The 17,549-nt window shown below is 50.8% G+C and carries 14 protein-coding genes; 7 read left to right on the forward strand and 7 right to left on the reverse strand.

Annotated features, from left to right (window positions below):
- Nucleotides 1-72 precede the first annotated feature (72 nt).
- Genes DPO_RS13435 through xseA form a run of 3 tightly spaced genes read right to left on the reverse strand, consistent with a single transcriptional unit; the run spans nt 73 to nt 2,567 of the window.
- Nucleotides 73-1,020 (reverse strand): polyprenyl synthetase family protein, encoded by a 948-nt coding sequence (locus DPO_RS13435; RefSeq protein WP_006966546.1) that lies wholly within the window; start codon nt 1,018-1,020, stop codon nt 73-75.
- Nucleotides 1,013-1,237, reverse strand: a complete 225-nt coding sequence (xseB, locus tag DPO_RS13440) for an exodeoxyribonuclease VII small subunit (protein WP_006966547.1) — start codon at nt 1,235-1,237, stop codon at nt 1,013-1,015. Before xseB ends, DPO_RS13435 begins: the two co-directional genes overlap by 8 nt.
- A complete protein-coding gene (gene xseA, locus DPO_RS13445) occupies nt 1,218-2,567 on the reverse strand; it encodes an exodeoxyribonuclease VII large subunit (RefSeq protein WP_006966550.1) in 1,350 nt (449 codons plus the stop codon). The genes xseB and xseA overlap by 20 nt, the downstream gene beginning before the upstream one ends.
- 311 nt (nt 2,568-2,878) lie before the next feature.
- Between xseA and DPO_RS13450 the strand changes: the two genes are divergently transcribed.
- Nucleotides 2,879-3,580, forward strand: coding sequence for a Bax inhibitor-1/YccA family protein (locus tag DPO_RS13450; protein ID WP_006966551.1), 702 nt, complete (start codon nt 2,879-2,881; stop codon nt 3,578-3,580).
- A 79-nt stretch (nt 3,581-3,659) separates the two neighbouring features.
- Here the strand turns inward: DPO_RS13450 and glmM are convergent, their stop codons facing one another.
- Together glmM and DPO_RS13460 are read right to left on the reverse strand one after the other, a co-directional pair.
- Nucleotides 3,660-4,997: a phosphoglucosamine mutase gene (gene glmM, locus DPO_RS13455; protein WP_006966553.1), complete on the reverse strand. Its 1,338-nt coding sequence runs from the start codon at nt 4,995-4,997 to the stop codon at nt 3,660-3,662.
- A gap of 22 nt (nt 4,998-5,019) precedes the next feature.
- The gene (locus DPO_RS13460) at nt 5,020-6,201 is read right to left on the reverse strand and encodes a hypothetical protein (protein WP_006966555.1); all 1,182 of its coding nucleotides are present in this window, start codon (nt 6,199-6,201) and stop codon (nt 5,020-5,022) included.
- A 182-nt stretch (nt 6,202-6,383) separates the two neighbouring features.
- Here DPO_RS13460 and DPO_RS13465 point away from each other — a divergent pair, with 182 nt between their 5' ends.
- The gene (locus tag DPO_RS13465) at nt 6,384-7,994 is read left to right on the forward strand and encodes a glucose-6-phosphate isomerase (protein ID WP_006966557.1); all 1,611 of its coding nucleotides are present in this window, start codon (nt 6,384-6,386) and stop codon (nt 7,992-7,994) included.
- Here the strand turns inward: DPO_RS13465 and DPO_RS13470 are convergent.
- Nucleotides 7,991-8,998, reverse strand: coding sequence for a 3-oxoacyl-ACP synthase III family protein (locus DPO_RS13470; protein WP_006966559.1), 1,008 nt, complete (start codon nt 8,996-8,998; stop codon nt 7,991-7,993). The two genes, DPO_RS13465 and DPO_RS13470, sit on opposite strands and share 4 nt — an antisense overlap.
- A gap of 310 nt (nt 8,999-9,308) precedes the next feature.
- Between DPO_RS13470 and DPO_RS13475 the strand changes: the two genes are divergently transcribed.
- The 5 genes from DPO_RS13475 (at nt 9,309) to DPO_RS13495 (ending at nt 14,305) form a co-directional block, all read left to right on the forward strand.
- Nucleotides 9,309-10,484, forward strand: coding sequence for an ABC transporter substrate-binding protein (locus DPO_RS13475; protein ID WP_006966561.1), 1,176 nt, complete (start codon nt 9,309-9,311; stop codon nt 10,482-10,484).
- Between the two features lie 90 nt (nt 10,485-10,574).
- On the forward strand, nt 10,575-11,510 hold the full coding sequence (locus tag DPO_RS13480; protein WP_006966563.1) for a branched-chain amino acid ABC transporter permease: 936 nt from the start codon (nt 10,575-10,577) through the stop codon (nt 11,508-11,510).
- A 31-nt stretch (nt 11,511-11,541) separates the two neighbouring features.
- Nucleotides 11,542-12,822, forward strand: a complete 1,281-nt coding sequence (locus DPO_RS13485) for a branched-chain amino acid ABC transporter permease (protein WP_006966564.1) — start codon at nt 11,542-11,544, stop codon at nt 12,820-12,822.
- Nucleotides 12,819-13,592 carry an ABC transporter ATP-binding protein gene (locus tag DPO_RS13490; protein WP_006966565.1) on the forward strand — a complete coding sequence of 258 codons (774 nt, stop codon included), beginning with the start codon at nt 12,819-12,821 and terminating at the stop codon, nt 13,590-13,592. The genes DPO_RS13485 and DPO_RS13490 overlap by 4 nt, the downstream gene beginning before the upstream one ends.
- Nucleotides 13,592-14,305 carry an ABC transporter ATP-binding protein gene (locus DPO_RS13495; RefSeq protein ID WP_006966566.1) on the forward strand — a complete coding sequence of 238 codons (714 nt, stop codon included), beginning with the start codon at nt 13,592-13,594 and terminating at the stop codon, nt 14,303-14,305. Before DPO_RS13490 ends, DPO_RS13495 begins: the two co-directional genes overlap by 1 nt.
- Nucleotide 14,306: 1 nt before the next feature.
- Here DPO_RS13495 and DPO_RS13500 read toward each other — a convergent pair whose 3' ends face one another.
- The gene (locus DPO_RS13500) at nt 14,307-17,399 is read right to left on the reverse strand and encodes a PAS domain S-box protein (protein ID WP_006966567.1); all 3,093 of its coding nucleotides are present in this window, start codon (nt 17,397-17,399) and stop codon (nt 14,307-14,309) included.
- Between the last annotated feature and the right edge of the window lie 150 nt (nt 17,400-17,549).

Consider the following 17,549-nt stretch of genomic DNA (forward strand, 5'->3'; position numbering starts at 1 on the left):
GGAATCATCCTGTATGGTATTAAGGGTATCAAAAATAGGTTCACTTATAATGGTCGTTTTTTTTGTCATGGTTCAACGATCCCGGGTGATCACATACCGGGCGATGGCCCGAAGCGGGTCGGCCTGGTCGTCAAACCGGTCAATGGTCTCAAGGGCCTGATCAATCAATTGTCCGGCATAAATCCTGGATTGTTCCAGTCCCAGGATGGCCGGAAAAGTCAACTTATCTCTTTGCAGATCAGATCCGGCTGCTTTCCCCATTTTTTCAGGGTCCCCTGCCACGTTCAAAATGTCATCCATGACCTGGAATGCCAGGCCCAGGTAAGTGCCGTAAGCGGCCAGATCCGATATCCGTTGCTGCGGCGATCCAACGCTGACGGCTCCGGCTGTCACACTGGCCACAATCATCTGCCCGGTTTTCAACTCATGCATGTGTATAAGATGGGTCAACAGATCTTTTTTATTCCCTTTGCCGCCATCTGACCCCACATCGATTGCCAGGGATTCGGACTGCATGTCCAGCATCTGTCCTTCAACCATGCCGTTGACCCCGGCGGCAGAAGCAATGAGCCCGCCCAGTTCCAGCAGAATCTCAGGTTCAGGCACGGGATCAAACAGGTCTTGAGGATGGCACAGGATAAAAAAAGCATGGGTGAGCAGGGCATCGCCGGCCAGAATGGCCGTGGGTTCGGAAAATTTTTTATGGCAGGTCGGCTTCCCCCGTCTCAGGTCATCATCATCCATGGCCGGCAGATCATCATGAATCAACGAATAGGTATGAATCATCTCCAGCGCACAGGCAGCGGGCAGGGCCAGTCGATCGTCTTTGCCGCAGGCCCGGGCTGACGCCACGGCCAGTACCGGGCGCAGCCGCTTTCCCCCGGCCATCAGAGAATGGCCCATGGCCTGAACCAGTTCCTTTTTCGGATCAAACGATGCCATAATACGTTCCAGACACTCATTCACCCGTTGCTGGTGTGTTGTCAAGAAAGCAGTAATATCAAATCCGGATTCACTCATGGTCAAAGGGGGTTTCCTTGATGGAACCATCCAGATCCCGGGTCAGCTGGGTAATTTTTTTCTCTGTACTGTCAAGAATATCCATGCAGTACCGGACCTTTTCAATGCCGGTTTCATATTTTTTCAATGCCTGTTCCAAAGCCAGATCACCGGATTCCATTTCCTTGACAATAGATTCCAACTGTTTTAATGCGGTTTCAAATGTGGTCTTTGCCATGAATTGTCTTCTCCACGCGTGTCAAAACACGTCCTTGGGCTAAAATTATTTCAATGGGATCCTGAACATTCACCGTCCCGGCATCCAGGATCACTTGTTTATCCGGCAGGGTTCGCGCAATGCTGTACCCCCGGTTCAACACCGATGCCGGATTCAAGGCTTTCAGGGTTGAGGCCGTGTGCTGGATCCGATTGTTTTTCTGGATGATGCAATGTTCCATCGCTCGAAAAAGCTGATGATGCCGTTCCAGCACCTGTTTTCTGGAAAACCTGATGTCAGGAACCGTCCCATTCAATGCCTGACCTATCCAGACCAGTTTGTCTTTGTCATGAAATATTTGGCGCTGCAAGGCCTGGTGCATCCGCAGACAGAGAGATACCATGGTTTGCTTGAACATATTCATGATCTGAACCGGACTTTTCAACCGACCGTGCAGATCATCCACTTTTTGATGATAAAAGGTCATCATCCGGGTCATGATGGATAAAAGGTCCAAATGCATGTCATCAATCTGCTGTTTCAGATATTTTTTTTCAGGCACTGTCAGTTCAGCGGCGGCGGACGGGGTAGGGGCCCTCACATCCGCCACAAAGTCGGCAATGGTAAAATCGGTTTCATGACCGATGCCGGTAACGATGGGAATTTTTGATGTAAAAATGGCTCTAGCAACGGCTTCGGAATTAAATGCCGCCAGATCTTCCAGAGATCCACCCCCTCTGGCCAGAATGATCACATCAGACAGCTGCCGCTGATTGACCAGTTCAATTGCACATACAATCTGTTCAATTGCCGACTCACCCTGAACCGGAACCGGGAGGATTTCAAGTCGACATTCCGGAAACCGGCGCTCAGACACATGAATAATGTCCCTTACTGCCGCACCCGTGCCTGAGGTAATAATGGATATTTTTCGGGGAAGCAGCGGAATCGGCTGTTTATGGACCGCATCAAACAGTCCTTCATCTCCCAGTTTATTTTTCAGCTGTTCAAAAGTTTTTTGCAGGGATCCGGCACCTTCGGGTTCCATGTGTTCAAAGATCAATTGATAGGTGCCCCGGGGCTCATACACGGATACCCGGGCCAGGCCCATGATTTTCAGTCCGCTTTCCAGCGCGAATTTCAAATTGCGTTTCTGATTTTTAAACATCACCCCGGAGATCATTGCCTGATCATCTTTCAAAGAAAAATAGGAATGCCCGGAAGCCGGTGTGGCACAGTTGGATATTTCTCCGGTGATCCAGACAAACGGGAACTGTTCCTCCAGCAAGGTTTTTATTTCCCGGGTCAAGTGTGACACCGAGTATATATGTGTGGTTTCATGGTCCGGCATCGGTATTTGTTCCTGCAAATTCAAATCTTTATATATAGAATAAATCCAAACGAAAAGTCAACACCGGGTTCCGGACATGACCCGGATCCAGGTACTGGATGTTCAATTACACAATCTAATACAGTGTCTGATAATATATATTATGTTAACTTTTATATTTTTCACAGATTTGAGCGTATCCGGTCAAATCTGTGAGATCCCCTGCAAAATCGACAACATGACCAAACAATAACCTTGAAATTCCCCCCTTTCATGTTATATTGCGTGTAATCGAAATGTTATTAACCTGAAAAATTTTTTTGGAGGAAATCATGAATTCCACATTTGCACAAACCACTTCCATGGTAAAGGTGAACACCTTTATCCGGAGCGTTTACAACTGGATGACCATCGGACTGGTTTTAACCGGGTTCACGTCCTTTTTCGTCTCCCGCAGTCCTGTGCTGCTTCAGGCGTTTTACGGGAACCCGGTGATGCCCATTGTTCTGTTTATCGGACTCATTATTTTATGCGGGTTTCTGTCCGCACGGATTCAGAAAATTCAGGCCAGTACGGCCACGGGTCTGTATGTAGCATTGACTGTGGCCTATGGGGTCGTACTCACCCCGATTTTTCTGATTTATACGTCAGCATCCATTGTATCCACCTTTTTCATCTGTGCGGCCACCTTTGGTGCGGCCAGTGTCTACGGCATGGTGACCAAAAAAGATCTCACCGGCATGGCCCAGTTTCTGATGATGGGACTGATCGGCATTATCATTGCCATGGTCGTGAACATTTTCATCGGCTCCACCATGATGCAGACCATTATTTCCATGATTGCCGTGGTGATTTTTACCGGCCTGACCGCGTATGACACCCAGAAACTGAAAAACATGGCGGTCACCCTTCCGGACAACGCTTCGGGTGCCATGGTCCGCAAAGGCGCAATCATGGGTGCGTTGAGCCTGTATCTGGATTTCATGGGCTTGTTCATCCACCTGATGCATCTTTTGGGTGTTGCCAGAGAATAATAACCTGACGGTCAGACGATATTGTTGAACATACAAATCAGGGCCTGATATCCCCGCAGATAACAGGCCCTGATTTTTTTTAGATATGTGCGTGAATGGCCTGGCAGATTTGGTCGCATCCGGCCAGGGTTAACGCTTTGTCCGGGCCCTCCACCATGACCCGCAGCAACGGCTGGGTGCCGGAGTACCGCACCAGAACCCGCCCGTTTTCTCCCAGGCGGGACGATACGGCTTCAATAACTTCGGAAATCCCGGGGATCTGCATAAAATCGGGTCGGGACGCATCCACTTTTACATTTTTCAATACCTGGGGAAACACCTGCATCACAGATGCCAGATCCGACAACGGTCGGCCGGTTTCCGCCATGACCGTTATCAACCGCAGCGCTGACAACAGACCGTCTCCTGTGGTATGATCATCCAGAAAAATCATGTGCCCGGAATCTTCCCCGCCCATCACCGCGCCGGTCTCCTGCATTTGAGCCAGGACCTGACGGTCCCCTACCCCGGTCCGGATATGGGTGATACCCATCGCATTCAGGGCCCGGGTCAGACCGATATTGCTCATCACCGTGCTGACCACCCGGTTGTTTGGCAGCTGATTCTTTTTTTTGGCATGTCCGGCACAAATGGCCAGAATCCGGTCCCCCGTGATGATACCGCCGGTTTCATCCACGGCGATCATCCGGTCCGCGTCCCCGTCAAACGCGATCCCGATATCCGCTTTCCGGGTCGTCACTAGTTTTTGAAGGTCCTGAACATGCTGGGATCCGCAATCTTTGTTGATGTTGAACCCGTCCGGTTCATCATGGATGAACACGGCATCAAACAACGCATCATTGAACACCTGATGACAGATATCACTGGCGGCCCCGTTGGAAGCATCCACCACAACCCGGATGCGGGGGGACAGTTTTTTAAAGGGAAACCGGTCCAGCAGAAACCGGGCATATCTTTCCAGACTGTCTGATAGATGTAAAATTTTTCCGACAGTATCTTCTGAAGACCCTTCAGGATCATGAATCACTGCTTCCAGAACCGTTTCCTGGTCATCGGTCAGCTTGATGCCGCCTTTTTGAAAAATTTTTATGCCGTTGTCATAAAACGGATTGTGGGAAGCTGAAATCATCACTCCGGCCCCGACATGTTCCATGGACGCGGCCAGATATGCCACCCCGGGGGTAGGAATCACACCGGCCAGGCATGCGGTGACACCGGCGGATGCCACACCGGCAGCCAACGCGGATGCCAGCATGTCTCCGGAAATCCGGGTGTCTTTGCCGATCACCACCTGGTGTTGTCCCAGATCCCGGGCCATCAGGGCCACGGCCCGGCCGGTTTTAAGTGCGGTTTCACAGGTCATGGGCGGGGTGTTGACCCGACCCCGGATGCCGTCTGTGCCAAACAATCGTGTCATATAAAGTTATCCTAAAAATTTTTCAGACCGTCAAAAGATCCAGCAAGGTTGTTTCTATGTTCAAAAGCCAGTGGGACCCCTGTGTTTTGATTTCCCGGGGCAGACTCTGAATCGCTGTAATATAATCGGTGTCATGTTGGGTGATTTGGTTATTCAGCCATGACACCAGGGTTTCTCCGGAAGCAGACAGTTTTGGCGAATCCAGGACCTGATCTATATATTGGCCCACCGTTTCCATGGTTGCCAGAATCCGGTCATGGGGGCGGGACGTCTTTAATGTATCACAGAATTTTTCCAGCTGACGAATCCGTTCGCCCATACTTTGAACCAGTGTTTTTTGAAGTCCTGATATCAGTTCCCTGGACAGGGGATCACGGGCAAATACGGGACGCACATGGACATACCAGGCATGGAGCGCGGCCAGACCGGCCAGATATTTGATGTTGTGATTAAAGATCCGGACCGCACCGGGATGCACACCGGACCGTCTGGGCAAAGACACCGACCGGGTGTTTCCGGCCAGAATCATCCAATTGGGTCGTTCCTCATCCTTTCTGACGATGGACCCGGCCCCGGTCAGGCATCCGAATCCGATCCGCACCGGCCCCACCAGTCCCCCCTGCCCGCCCAGAAAAACAGGCGGCTGATCCAGCATCACGCCCTGGTGCACATTGCCCATCATGGACGGGGTGGCTTTGTCCTGGTTGGGTGTGTAATTGAAATGAACAAACGAAGATCCCACTTCAGAGTGATTTTTCCGGCTGGTGCCGCCGGCCATGAAACAGTCACAGAAATTGATCAAACTGCCCAAAGTGACAAACGGAAACAACAGGGTCTGTTTGAGCCCCACAGCATGGGCCGCACATGCCTGTTCCTCCAGAATGGTTCCGGTTCTCACATGGGCATTGGATCCAAATACATTATCCCCTAAAAACACGGCCTCCTGGAAAAATCCGCCGTTGAGCCGGACATTTTTTCCCACCAGACAGTTTTCCAGGGTCACGGGTGCTTCATACCCGATCCGGGTTCCGGGCAGAATCAATGTCCGGGAACCGGTAATCCGGCATCCGGGAAACACGGTAATGTCATTGCCGGAAATCCGGTCTATGTCCACATCATCGGCCACATAAACGGATTCCGGATTGGGCATGACCACCCCTTTGGCCCGCAGTTTTTCCTTGATAGGTTCATGATTCGATTTCATGGCATTCACTATTAATCGTCCGGACAGTCCCCTGTCAATATATAATTGATTCTCACGCCAAAATTTTCTTATTACACATTGTTTTTACATATCTAAAAAATACTGATTTACAATTCACCGACAGGCAGATACCATTAAGAGGATTCAAAATCATCTTGAATGCTGCAAAGGAAATTTCAGACATGTATGATTCAGACAGTTTCAACTCACTGAAAACACACGCCAGCCGGATGAATACGCCGGAATTTCATTTAAAACACCTGATCAAAGATCCTTGCCGTCTGACCGATTTTTCCCTGAACATTCCCGGTTTTTTTTATGATTTTTCCCGGCAGCGACTGGACAATAGTGTCAGACAGACATTGAACACCCTGGCCGGCGAAACCCGTGCCAAAGAGATGTTTGTCCAAATGGCGGCCGGCAATCCCGTCAACCCCACGGAAAAAAGGGCCGCACTGCACACGGCTGCCCGGGGATTTCTGGATTCCGGCCTGAAACCGGAAAACACCCAGATTCTCAGTGATATCCGGACAGTGGCTCGAAACATCCGCATTTTTTCACAGGATGTGCACAAAGGCCGCATCACCGGAACCCGGAAAAAAAAATTCACGGATGCCGTTATCGTGGGAATCGGCGGCTCCTATCTGGGCTGTGAATTTGTTTACAAAGCCCTGAAACCCGGCCGGCACCCCAAAATAAATTTACATTTCCTGTCCAATGTGGACATTGACAATTTCGGGCAGATCCTCACTCGGATCGAACCGGACACCTGTTTGTGGATCATTGTGTCCAAATCTTATACCACCACGGAAACCATGGCCAACCTGACCCAGGTTCAGGCGTTTTTGAACCGCCACCACCTGAACCCTGAAGATCATTTGGTGACCATCACGGCCAAAGGCAGCCCCGGGGATGATCCGTCCAATCCCGTGCGGGCCAGCTTTTACATGTTTGATTTCATCGGGGGACGATATTCCGTGTCTTCTGCTGTGGGCGGGGTCCCTTTGAGCCTGGCATTCGGATATGACACATTTGAACAGTTTCTGATCGGTTGCGCCCAAATGGACCGCCATGCCTTTCAGGCCCCGGTGCAGGAAAACATCCCTTTGACCGCTGCGTTAATCAGCATCTGGAATATTCAGATACTGAAATACTCGGCCCAGGCCATCATTCCCTATTCCAGCGCCCTGTCCAAACTGCCCCCCCATGTCCAGCAGGTGTACATGGAAAGCCTGGGTAAAAGCGTGGACATTCACGGTACACCCCTGCCCTGCCCGGCCGGCAGTATTGTTTTCGGAGAACCCGGCACCAATGCCCAGCATTCATTTTTCCAGCTGGCCCACCAGGGCCCGGCATTTCCCGTGGAATTCATCGGGGTGCTCAAACCGGGTTATACCGGAGACCAGGTCACATCCAAAGGGGTGTTCAATCACCAGGAACTGTGGGCCAACCTCATTGCCCAGACACAGGCGCTGGCCAAAGGCCGGGACCATGAAGACCCGGCCCGATCCTTTTCCGGAAACCGGCCGTCATCTCTGGTGGTGATTCCCGATCTCACCCCGGAAAGCGTGGGGCTGCTGTTGTCTTTTTATGAAGCCCGGACCGTGTTTGAAGGATTTATGCTGAACATCAATCCCTTTGACCAGTTCGGGGTGGAACTGGGTAAAATACTGGCATCCGGAATTCGCCGTCAGATGGCAGAAAAAAATGCCGGGACCCCTTCCGGCGGCACACCACCGGACCCGGTCACGGCATTTTATCTCAAAGCGCTTTTCAACGGCCGAATCGATTAAAAAAACCGATAGATGGACGCCCCCCAGGTCAGGCCGGCACCCAGCCCCAGAAACAGCACCGTGTCCCCGGATTTGCCCACCCGCTCTTGGGCCATGGCCTCGTGAAGGGCCAGAGGAATGCTGGCCGCCGTGGTGTTGCCGTATTTTTCGATGTTATGGAATATTTTGGACGGATCCAGTTTCATGAACTGACCATAGGCCTCGTTGATCCGCTTGTTGGCCTGATGCGGTACCACCAGATCGATCTCGTCCAGAGAAATGTTTGCTTTTTCCAGGGCTTCGTGGGTGACCTTGGGCAGCATTCTGACGGCTTTCTTGAAAATCGCCGGTCCATCCATGACCGGATAATACCGGGGATCATCAAAGGGAAGCCCGGGAGGTATGCGCTGCATCAACCGGGATGCCGGCAGTTCCGTCATCAAAGAATCCGCATGATTGCCGTCTGCATGCAGGGCCGATGCCAGCAATCCCACGTTGTCATCCGTATCTACCCCTTCCAAACAGACGGCGGCGGCCCCGTCCCCGAATATCACGGTCACATCCCGTCCCCGGGTGGTTTTATCCAGGCCCGATGAATGCACTTCCCCGCCCACCAGCAGCACACGGTTGGCAAGGCCGGACTTGATATAGGAATCTGCTGTAGCCAGACCATATAAAAAACCGGTGCATTGTTGCCGGATATCCAGTACCGGGGTTTTATTCAGGCCCAGTTTGCCTGCCATCAGGCATCCGGAACCCGGAAACATGATATCCGGACTCAAAGTGGCAAATATGATGAAATCCAGATACTCTGCCTGCCATCCGGCATTGTCTAAGGCCATGCGGGCCGCTTCAGCGCCCAAGTCGGACGCGCCGCAATCTTCATTGATCCAGTACCGCTGCTTGATCCCGGTTCGCTGGCGGATCCATTCATCCGAGGTATCCATCATTTTTTCAAGATCGCGATTGGTCACCACATGGGGGGGCACATACATGCCCGTACCACGTATCGAGGCTTTTTTCATTGATTTTCCTTCAATTACGGTTACCTGTCTTTCGTCCATCTGAAACAGTATTTTCCCATATTTTGATTGACAGGATTATAAAATTTATAATTCAGGGGTTATAATATTAATTGATTCCTAAATCAACCCGATAAACCATCTGAATTTGATGAAAATTTCTTTGACAAAATTTCATATTATTTCTTTACTTCATCCGGAATTTTACATATAGAGTTTATTTATGTTTCGCTCAGTGATTGGTTGATTCCATTTTTCAACTGACCTTTGGAATCAATGAATCGTTAACCTTATTTCAGTTTCAGGAGGTATTATGAGGAAAATTGCTGTTCTAACAGTGGTGGCCTTTTGTGCGGCCATGATGTTCTCGTCTCTGGCCTTTAGTGCCAGAAAAACCATTATCAAAATCGGTATCAATGCCCCGCTGACCGGGGATATCCCCAAGGTGGGTGAAGGTAGCAAATACGCGGCTCAGATGTGGCTGGAAGACATCGAAAACGCCGGGGGACTGGAAGTGGGCGGTAAAAAGTACGAAGTGGAACTGGTCATCGAGGACAATGAGTCCAAGGCGGAATCCGCTGTCAAGGCCAACACCAAAATGATCACTCAGGATGATGTCCTGGCCATTGTGGGACCGCAATCCTCCAAACAGGCCGTGCCGGCCGGTGAGGTGGCCAACAAGTATAAAACCGTGATGATCAGCCCCTGGTCCACCAACCCCAGCACGACCCTGGACCGGCCTTATGTGTTTAGGGGCTGCTTTCTGGATCCGTTCCAGGGACCTGTGGTCGCCAATTTCATCACGGAAGAATTCGGTTTCACCAAAGCGGCCGTACTGTATGATGTGGCGTCCGACTATCCCAAAGGACTGGCAGAGGTGTTCAAACAGGCCTGGGAAGACAAACACGGGGCCGGCAGTGTGGTGGCCTATGAAAGCTTCACCACCAAGGACACGGATTTCTCCTCCCAGCTTACCAAAATCGTTAAATCCGGTGCCGAGGTTCTGTTCACGCCCCAGTATTACAATGAAGTGCCTTTGATCGTCAGCCAGGCCAAAAACCTGGGCTGGACCGGACCCATTGTGGGTTCTGATTCCTGGGGATCGGCTGAAACCATTGAATTGTGCGGTGAAGACTGCTACGGGCTGTTCTTTTCCTCCCATTACGCAGCCGCCGGTGCCAAAGGTGCCACCAAAGCCTTTATCGACCGGTATGAAAAAACCTATGGCTATATCCCCGACGATGTCGCCGCTTTGACCTGGGATGCGCTTCGCTTAGCCCAGCAGGCGATTCAAGATGCCGGCAAACTCACCGGAAAAATCGAAAAAGACCGGGAAGCGGTCAGAGACGCTCTGGCCCAAATCAAGGATTTTGACGGCATTACCGGTAAAATGACCTTTACCGAAGAAGGCGATCCCATCAAATGTGCCGTTATCGTCAGAATCAACCATCAGGGCGAATATGAATTTTACGGCTCCAGCTGCCCCTGATGTGTGACGATCCCAACCAATAAAATGTGTTAAAGCTGTTGCAGACCCAAAAGGTCTGCAACAGTGATCCAATTCAACAGGAGTCGGTGAATGGAACCTTTGATAGAATCCTTTAATTATATTCTTCAAAACATTATCAATGCCCTGCAGCGGGGCAGTTTTTATGCCGTGATATCCATTGGTTACTCCATGGTGTACGGGGTGTTGATGCTGTTTAACTTTGCCCATGGCGATATTTTCATGGTGGGAACCTATATCGGCTTCGGCATTGCCACGCTATTACTGGCCACATTCAGCGGTCTGGTCCCGCCTCCCGTGATTTTTCTGGCCACCGTGGTGATAACCATGTTTCTGGCATCCTGGATCGGGGTATTTGTGGAAGTCGCCGGGTATCGTCCGTTGCGCCAGGCCCCCCGGGCATCTGCCGCCATCACCGGACTGATGATCGGTATCATCTTTGAAACCACCATCCTGATCATGCTGGGTGCCAAGCGCTTAAGCTTTCCACCGTTGATGGAAACGGTCAACTACCATATCGGGGGCATCTATATCACCAATGTCAAGGCCATGATCATCATCATCTCTTTGCTGCTCATGCTGGCCCTGCACGCCTTTATCCAGAAAACCAAATGGGGCATGGCCATGCGGGCCATGTCATACGATTTTCTGGCCGTTCCCCTCATGGGGGTGTCCATCAATATTATTGCACCCCTGACCTTTGCCGTGGGTGCGGGCCTGGCAGCCGTGGCCGGCATACTGTATGGGCAGGCCTACCCGATTTTAGATCCCTACATGGGGGTGCTGCTGGGATGGAAAGCGTTTGTGGCAGCCATTCTAGGAGGACGCGGCTCCATCAAGGGAGCGGCTTTGGCCGGGTATCTGCTGGGGTTCATAGAAATCTTTGTGGCCACGGTTTTCCCCTCCACCCTGCGGGACTTCATTGCCTATTCCATTATCCTGGTCATCCTGACCTTCAGGCCCAGGGGATTTTTTGGAATGGAACACAGCACCAAGCTGCGTCTTTAATTTCTTGATCCGACACTCACAGGAACGTCAAATGGGAATTTTACAAAAATTCAAACAAATGTTTTCAACAGTACCCATGCTGGGATGGTTTCTGGGTATCCTCGCAGCCGTGCTGATTGAATATTTCTGGGGGTATGATTATATCTCCTATTACCTGGGTCTGCCCAAAATACCGGTGCTGTTCGGCGCATTGATCATGCTCAAGGAACCCGTGATGATCCCCGGTGCCCTTGCCTATGACCTGATCGTTTACGTCATCCCGGTGCTGGCCGTGGCAAAACTTTCCTGTTTTATCACCAACCCCGGGGCTGCCTTGCTGGAAAAGCTGCCGTTGTGGCTTTCCGCGGTCATCCACCTGGTCTGTTTTTATGCCATTCTCCATTTGTGGGCAGGCATTAACGACTACCGGGTCCTGGTGGTCAAACTCACCCTTGTTTCCATTATTCTCACGGTGAGTATCAATGTCATCAACGGGTACCAGGGGGAATTTTCCTGCTCCCATCCCGGGTTCATGGCCTTAGGGGCATATGTGTCTTCCATTCTGACTCTGGTGCTGTTCACCAATGACAAAATTTTCGGCACGGCCCTGCTGCCCCCGGCCCTGGGTCCCTATCTTTTCCCGCTGGTGCTGGTGGTGGGAGGCGCTGCCGCCGCCATCGGTTCACTGGCTGTGGCCATCCCCTCTTTTCGCACCCGGGGGGATTACCTGGCCATTATCTCTCTGGCATTCATGTTTATTGTCAAGTCTGCGGTGGAAAACCTGAACATCATCGGCGGTGCCAGGGGTATGGGGGGACAGCCGGATCTTGCCCCGCTGCCCGTGATTTTTTTCTGGACGATGCTGTGCATCTGGGTCATCCACAACTTTGTCACCTCGATTCTGGGCAAGGCATTGAATACGGTGAGAGATGATGAAGCAGCAGCAGAATCCATGACAGTTAAAACCCGTAAAACAAAAATGACCGCCTTTATGTTCGGTGCTTTCTGGGCCGGTGTAGCCGGCGGTCTTTTTGCCCATGTGCTCACCTATATCAACCCGGGCATGTTCAGCATCAACCGCCTGGCGGAAATTCTGGCCATGGTCTACTTCGGCGGTCTCAACTCCATTGTGGGCTCCATTGTGGGCGCGGTGAGTATCAATGTGCTGGGTGAGGCGTTGCGTCCCCTGGAACTGTTCAAATGGATCATCATTCCGTTGATTCTGATCTTTGTCATGATTTTCAGGCCCTATGGGCTGATCTCTTTTACGGAGATCAATGCAAAAAAACTGCTGGAAGCCAAACACAAACGCCAACAAGGAGTGTCCCCATGACCGCACTGCTGCATGTTGAAAACATGACCCATTTTTTCGGCGGGCTGCGGGCTGTTCATAACTATAACCTGAACATTGCACCCAGACAGATTTTCGGTCTCATCGGCCCCAACGGGGCCGGCAAAACCACTATTTTCAACCTGATCACCGGGGTGTACACCCCTACGGAAGGAAAGATTCGGCTGGAAAACAAAAACATCAAAGGCCTTGAAACCAATCAGATCGCCGCCATGGGCCTGGGCCGGACATTCCAGAACCTGGCGTTGTGGCGGCATATGAATGTGGTGGACCATATCCGCATGGCCCATTATGCACAGCTGGACTATGGGCTGCTGGGGGCGTTTTTCAACTCTCGTGCCTGTCGGGACCAGGAAAACCGGGTCAGGGAAAATGCCCACCGTCTCATGCAATTGTTTGATATCGAAAAATATGCCGATGATCTTGTAACCAGCCTGCCCTATGGGGCCCAGCGCCGGGTGGAAATGGCCCGGGCCATGGCCACCAAACCCAAGGTGCTGTTTTTAGATGAACCCACGGCCGGCATGACCCCGGATGAACTGGTGAAAATGATCCGCATCATCCGCCAGGTGCACCAGGATTTCAATGTGGCGATTTTCCTGATCGAACACCGCATGAAATTTGTCATGGAGCTGTGTGAAACCATCCAGACCCTGGTATTCGGGGAAGTGATCGCCCAAGGCCCGCCGGAAGAAATCCAGAACAACCCCCAGGTGATAGAAGCCTATCTGGGCAAGGAGGATATGACCTGATGCAGCTGAACATCCAAAACCTGAATGTATCCTACGGCAATATCAAGGCCCTTCACGGCATCAGTTTTTCCGTGGCAGCCGGAGAAATCCTCACCATCATCGGTGCCAACGGGGCGGGAAAAAGCACCACTCTGCGGGCCATTTCCCGGATGATCCCCTGTGAATCCGGATCTGTCATGGAATTCAACGGCCGGAACATTTTAAAATATTCAGCAGACAAAGTGGTGTCAAAACTGGGGATCTCCCATGTGCCGGAAGGCCGCCGTATTTTCGGAAACCTCACCGTAACGGAAAACCTGACACTGGCCTGTTTTGCCAGAAAAGACAAAGACCAGATTGAAGCGGACCGAAAATGGGTGTTTGACCTGTTTCCCCGGCTGGAAGAACGCCGCCACCAGCTGGCAGGCACCCTGTCCGGCGGTGAGCAGCAGATGCTGGCCGTTGGCAGAGGATATATGTCCGGACACCAGATGATGCTTCTGGATGAACCCTCCATGGGACTGGCACCCCTGCTCATGCTGGACATGTTTGATGCCTTAAGGGAGATCAACAAACTGGGCACCACCATTTTGCTGGTGGAGCAGAACGCCCGGCTGGCTCTGAAGTTTGCCCAGCGGGGGTATGTGATTGAAAACGGTTCCCTGGTGCTGGAAGGGCCCACGGATGAACTGCTGGATAATCCCGAGGTAAAAAAAGCGTATCTGGGGGCTTGAACTATCCGGCCAGCATCTGGTTGACATGTTCGACATACGCGCCCATGCGGCAGGGTTTGGACAGATGGGCCACAAACCGGTCTTTTTCCATCAACGGCTTGATGGCTTCGATGAATTCGATATTGCCTGAAACAAACAGCACCGGGACTGAAGAGTTAATGCGGCGGATATGCCGGTAAACATCCATTCCGGTTTTTGAACCGGCAAGCATGTAATCCAGGCTGATCAGATCATATCTGTTTTGATCGAACAGATCCATGGCAGTGGCCGCATCGGCTGCGACATCCACCTGATGATGACAAGGGGCCTGGGACAGCACCCGGTGCTGTGCACCGGAAATGTCAGGTTCGTCTTCCACCACCAGGATATACCGGCCTGTCCGGATAGCGGTCCCGGCTATTTTTTCCTTTTCTTCGGCTGTCAGCTGCTTTTCGATCACCGGGAAACAGATTCGCACACAGGTGCCCTGATCCAGGACCGACGTCACTTCAATGGTTCCCTGATGCTGATGAACATATTTCTGGATGTTGGCCATGCCATAGCCCGTGCCTTTGATACCGGGTGCATAGGCACCGATGACATCTTTTCCCCCTTTTAATGTAAAAGAAGGGGTAAAAATATCATGGATATGCGATTCAGGAATACCGCAGCCGTTGTCTTTGATTTCCAGACAGATGTTGGCCTCACGCACACAGGTGTCAAGAATAATCTTGGGAGTTTCGGTTTTTGAAAGGGCATGGACGGCATTTTGCAGCAAATTGATCAGGGAGTGCTCGATCATGCCCGGATCAGCCAGGACATCGGGCAGATCCGAATCATATGACCGCTGGATATGAATACCTTCCAGATCTTTTTTCATCAGCGCCAGTGCCAGATCGATCTTTTGGTTGAGCGAAAAATATTTCTGCCGGGGGGCCTGATTTTTGGCAAACGCAATCAGGTTCCGGGTCAGATACTGCCCTTTTTCCGTATGCGCCAGTATTCTTTTGAGCATTTTTTGTAAGTCGGGATCATCATGGTCCATGAGCATCAGTTCAACATTCCCCATGATCACTCCGAGAATGTTGTTGAAGTCATGGGCCATTTTCCCTGCCACCTGGCCGATCAGGGCCAGTTTCTGCTGTTCACCCAACAGCTTCTGGGCCTTGATTTTTTCCTTTTCAATCTTCTGACGCCAGGAAATATCATGGATCACCACCAGGGTATGGCTCAGTTTTTTGTCGTCATGGGCAAAATCCAGGGTCACGGCAACCGTTAATTGTTTTCCTTGTTTGGAAATCAGGTCATATTCAATATCTTTTGTTTCCGGTTCACCGGCAGCCAGATTTGCAATCCGTTCCTTGAACCGGTCCCGGCTTTTTTTTGTCAGAAGATCCAATGGCTTCATGTCCATGAATTCGGCCTGGGTATATCCTGAAAATTTACAAATAACATCATTGACACGGAAAAATCTATTTTTTTCAAAATCCACTTCACAGATCCCGGCCGGGGCATGGGAAAAAAGATACCGGTATCTTTTTTCACTTTCCACCAGAGCCTCCTGAGCCTGTTTGCGTTCAATGGCAAGCGCCATCTGATGGGACACGGCCGACAGCACCTCAAGATCCTTGCGTGTATAAAGATCCGGATCTGTATAGCTTTGTACGGCCACCACCCCGAGCACCTTGTCTTTAACCACTAAAGGGACCCCCATCCAGATGACGGCCAAAGGTCCCCATGTCTGGTTGTTTGCCTCCCGTTTCCGAAGTTCTTCCCGATTCAGCAGAACCGCTTCTTTTTTTGCAAAAACAAGGCCGGTCAATGAGTTGTTTTTTGCACTATCAAACTCAATGGGAAGAAAATCATCATCAGCCGTATCCACATGATATGGAAAATACAGGGTATGGGTCTGAGGATCTTTGAGCGCAATAAAAAAATTGGTCACATCGATGATCGGAAACAATGATTCATGAATGGTCTGAAACAGATCGTTCAGATCCCGGGCCGTGGTAACGGCACCCAGGATTTTGAACATGGCCACATTAATATCTTCGGCTTCTTTTTTTTGGGTGATATCCAGAAAATGGGAATGGACCGCAGGCTGGCCATCGAAGTCAATCAGCGCCGTGTAGGTTTCCACCCACCGGTACCCTTTTGTTTTATGACGAATCCGGTATTGCTGAACAGGAGAGACATCCATACCAGCCAGTCGGTTTTTAAAATTGCTGAAAAACAGCGCCCGGTCCTCCGGGTGAAGGATACCCTTGAGCTGTTCCGGTGTGAAATTTTTAAGTTCAGACGGTGTATATCCGGAAATCCTTGCCATGGGTGAACTGACAAACACCAGCCGTGCGGGACGATCTCTGGCAATCACCAGGCCCTGCAGAGATTCTTCCACCAGTTGGCGGTACTGTTTTTGATTTTTCTTCAGCCGTCTTTCCTTTTCAAGCAGATCGTGTTCCAGCTGCTGGGAATTGAGCTGCATCAGCCCCATCACAAAGGCAAACTGCAACAATATGAGGCTGAATAAAACCATCTCATGGAACGGGGCACTTTCCATGAAACTGTCAAAGGTACTCCCGGAAACCAGGTAAAAGGTCCCCCGGGCAAAAAACAGCACAAACAGCAATATCAGGGATATGACAAGCAAAATATTGTCCCGGAACCGGACCGCCGGGGTCTGGAATATAAATACGCGAAAAATCAACCCGAGATAAATCAGCGCATAAAAGGAACTGATGACGATGCGGGCATCGACACTGGGGACCCAATAGGTAAAACAAGGCACCACAACCAAAGACAGCAAACCGGCAAATACCAGATGCTTTCCGGTTTTAACCGGTCGCGCGCTCAGATGTGTGAACCCCATGTAAGTTAAGAAAATCGCTGAAAAAACCAAAATATTGGCCAGCACGATGCTGAACAGATCCGGTATCAGATCCCGAAAACTGATCAACAGAAACCCCAGGGACAGTGATCCCATCCCTAAGGTCCATAGACGAAAATTGCCATAAATTTTTCGGTTGAGTGTGTAGCAGGCCATGGAAACAGCCGATACCAGCAGGGTCCCCCCAAAAACCAGCAAAAGCGTACGAATATTAAAAAATTCGATCATTAACGCTGTTTTCCCTTTAGCTAAAGTATAATACCCCCCTTTTAATAAGACGGGCATTCACTTTAGCACACAATGAATGCGGCAAAAACAAAATTTTAACGATCAAAAATTACTGCCGGGCTGAACGTTTGTACCAGCGCCAGTCCCGGC

This window comes from Desulfotignum phosphitoxidans DSM 13687 (genome assembly GCF_000350545.1).
In the GTDB taxonomy this organism is placed as follows: Bacteria; Desulfobacterota; Desulfobacteria; order Desulfobacterales; family Desulfobacteraceae; genus Desulfotignum; species Desulfotignum phosphitoxidans.

What these genes read in the sequence shown, in the direction of transcription:
- DPO_RS13435 (WP_006966546.1), bottom strand. Translation starts at nt 1,020, where the DNA reads ATGAGTGAATCCGGATTTGATATTACTGCTTTCTTGACAACACACCAG.
- xseB (WP_006966547.1), bottom strand. Translation starts at nt 1,237, where the DNA reads ATGGCAAAGACCACATTTGAAACCGCATTAAAACAGTTGGAATCTATT.
- xseA (WP_006966550.1), bottom strand. Translation starts at nt 2,567, where the DNA reads ATGCCGGACCATGAAACCACACATATATACTCGGTGTCACACTTGACC.
- DPO_RS13450 (WP_006966551.1), top strand. Translation starts at nt 2,879, where the DNA reads ATGAATTCCACATTTGCACAAACCACTTCCATGGTAAAGGTGAACACC.
- glmM (WP_006966553.1), bottom strand. Translation starts at nt 4,997, where the DNA reads ATGACACGATTGTTTGGCACAGACGGCATCCGGGGTCGGGTCAACACC.
- DPO_RS13460 (WP_006966555.1), bottom strand. Translation starts at nt 6,201, where the DNA reads ATGAAATCGAATCATGAACCTATCAAGGAAAAACTGCGGGCCAAAGGG.
- DPO_RS13465 (WP_006966557.1), top strand. Translation starts at nt 6,384, where the DNA reads ATGTATGATTCAGACAGTTTCAACTCACTGAAAACACACGCCAGCCGG.
- DPO_RS13470 (WP_006966559.1), bottom strand. Translation starts at nt 8,998, where the DNA reads ATGAAAAAAGCCTCGATACGTGGTACGGGCATGTATGTGCCCCCCCAT.
- DPO_RS13475 (WP_006966561.1), top strand. Translation starts at nt 9,309, where the DNA reads ATGAGGAAAATTGCTGTTCTAACAGTGGTGGCCTTTTGTGCGGCCATG.
- DPO_RS13480 (WP_006966563.1), top strand. Translation starts at nt 10,575, where the DNA reads ATGGAACCTTTGATAGAATCCTTTAATTATATTCTTCAAAACATTATC.
- DPO_RS13485 (WP_006966564.1), top strand. Translation starts at nt 11,542, where the DNA reads ATGGGAATTTTACAAAAATTCAAACAAATGTTTTCAACAGTACCCATG.
- DPO_RS13490 (WP_006966565.1), top strand. Translation starts at nt 12,819, where the DNA reads ATGACCGCACTGCTGCATGTTGAAAACATGACCCATTTTTTCGGCGGG.
- DPO_RS13495 (WP_006966566.1), top strand. Translation starts at nt 13,592, where the DNA reads ATGCAGCTGAACATCCAAAACCTGAATGTATCCTACGGCAATATCAAG.
- DPO_RS13500 (WP_006966567.1), bottom strand. Translation starts at nt 17,399, where the DNA reads ATGATCGAATTTTTTAATATTCGTACGCTTTTGCTGGTTTTTGGGGGG.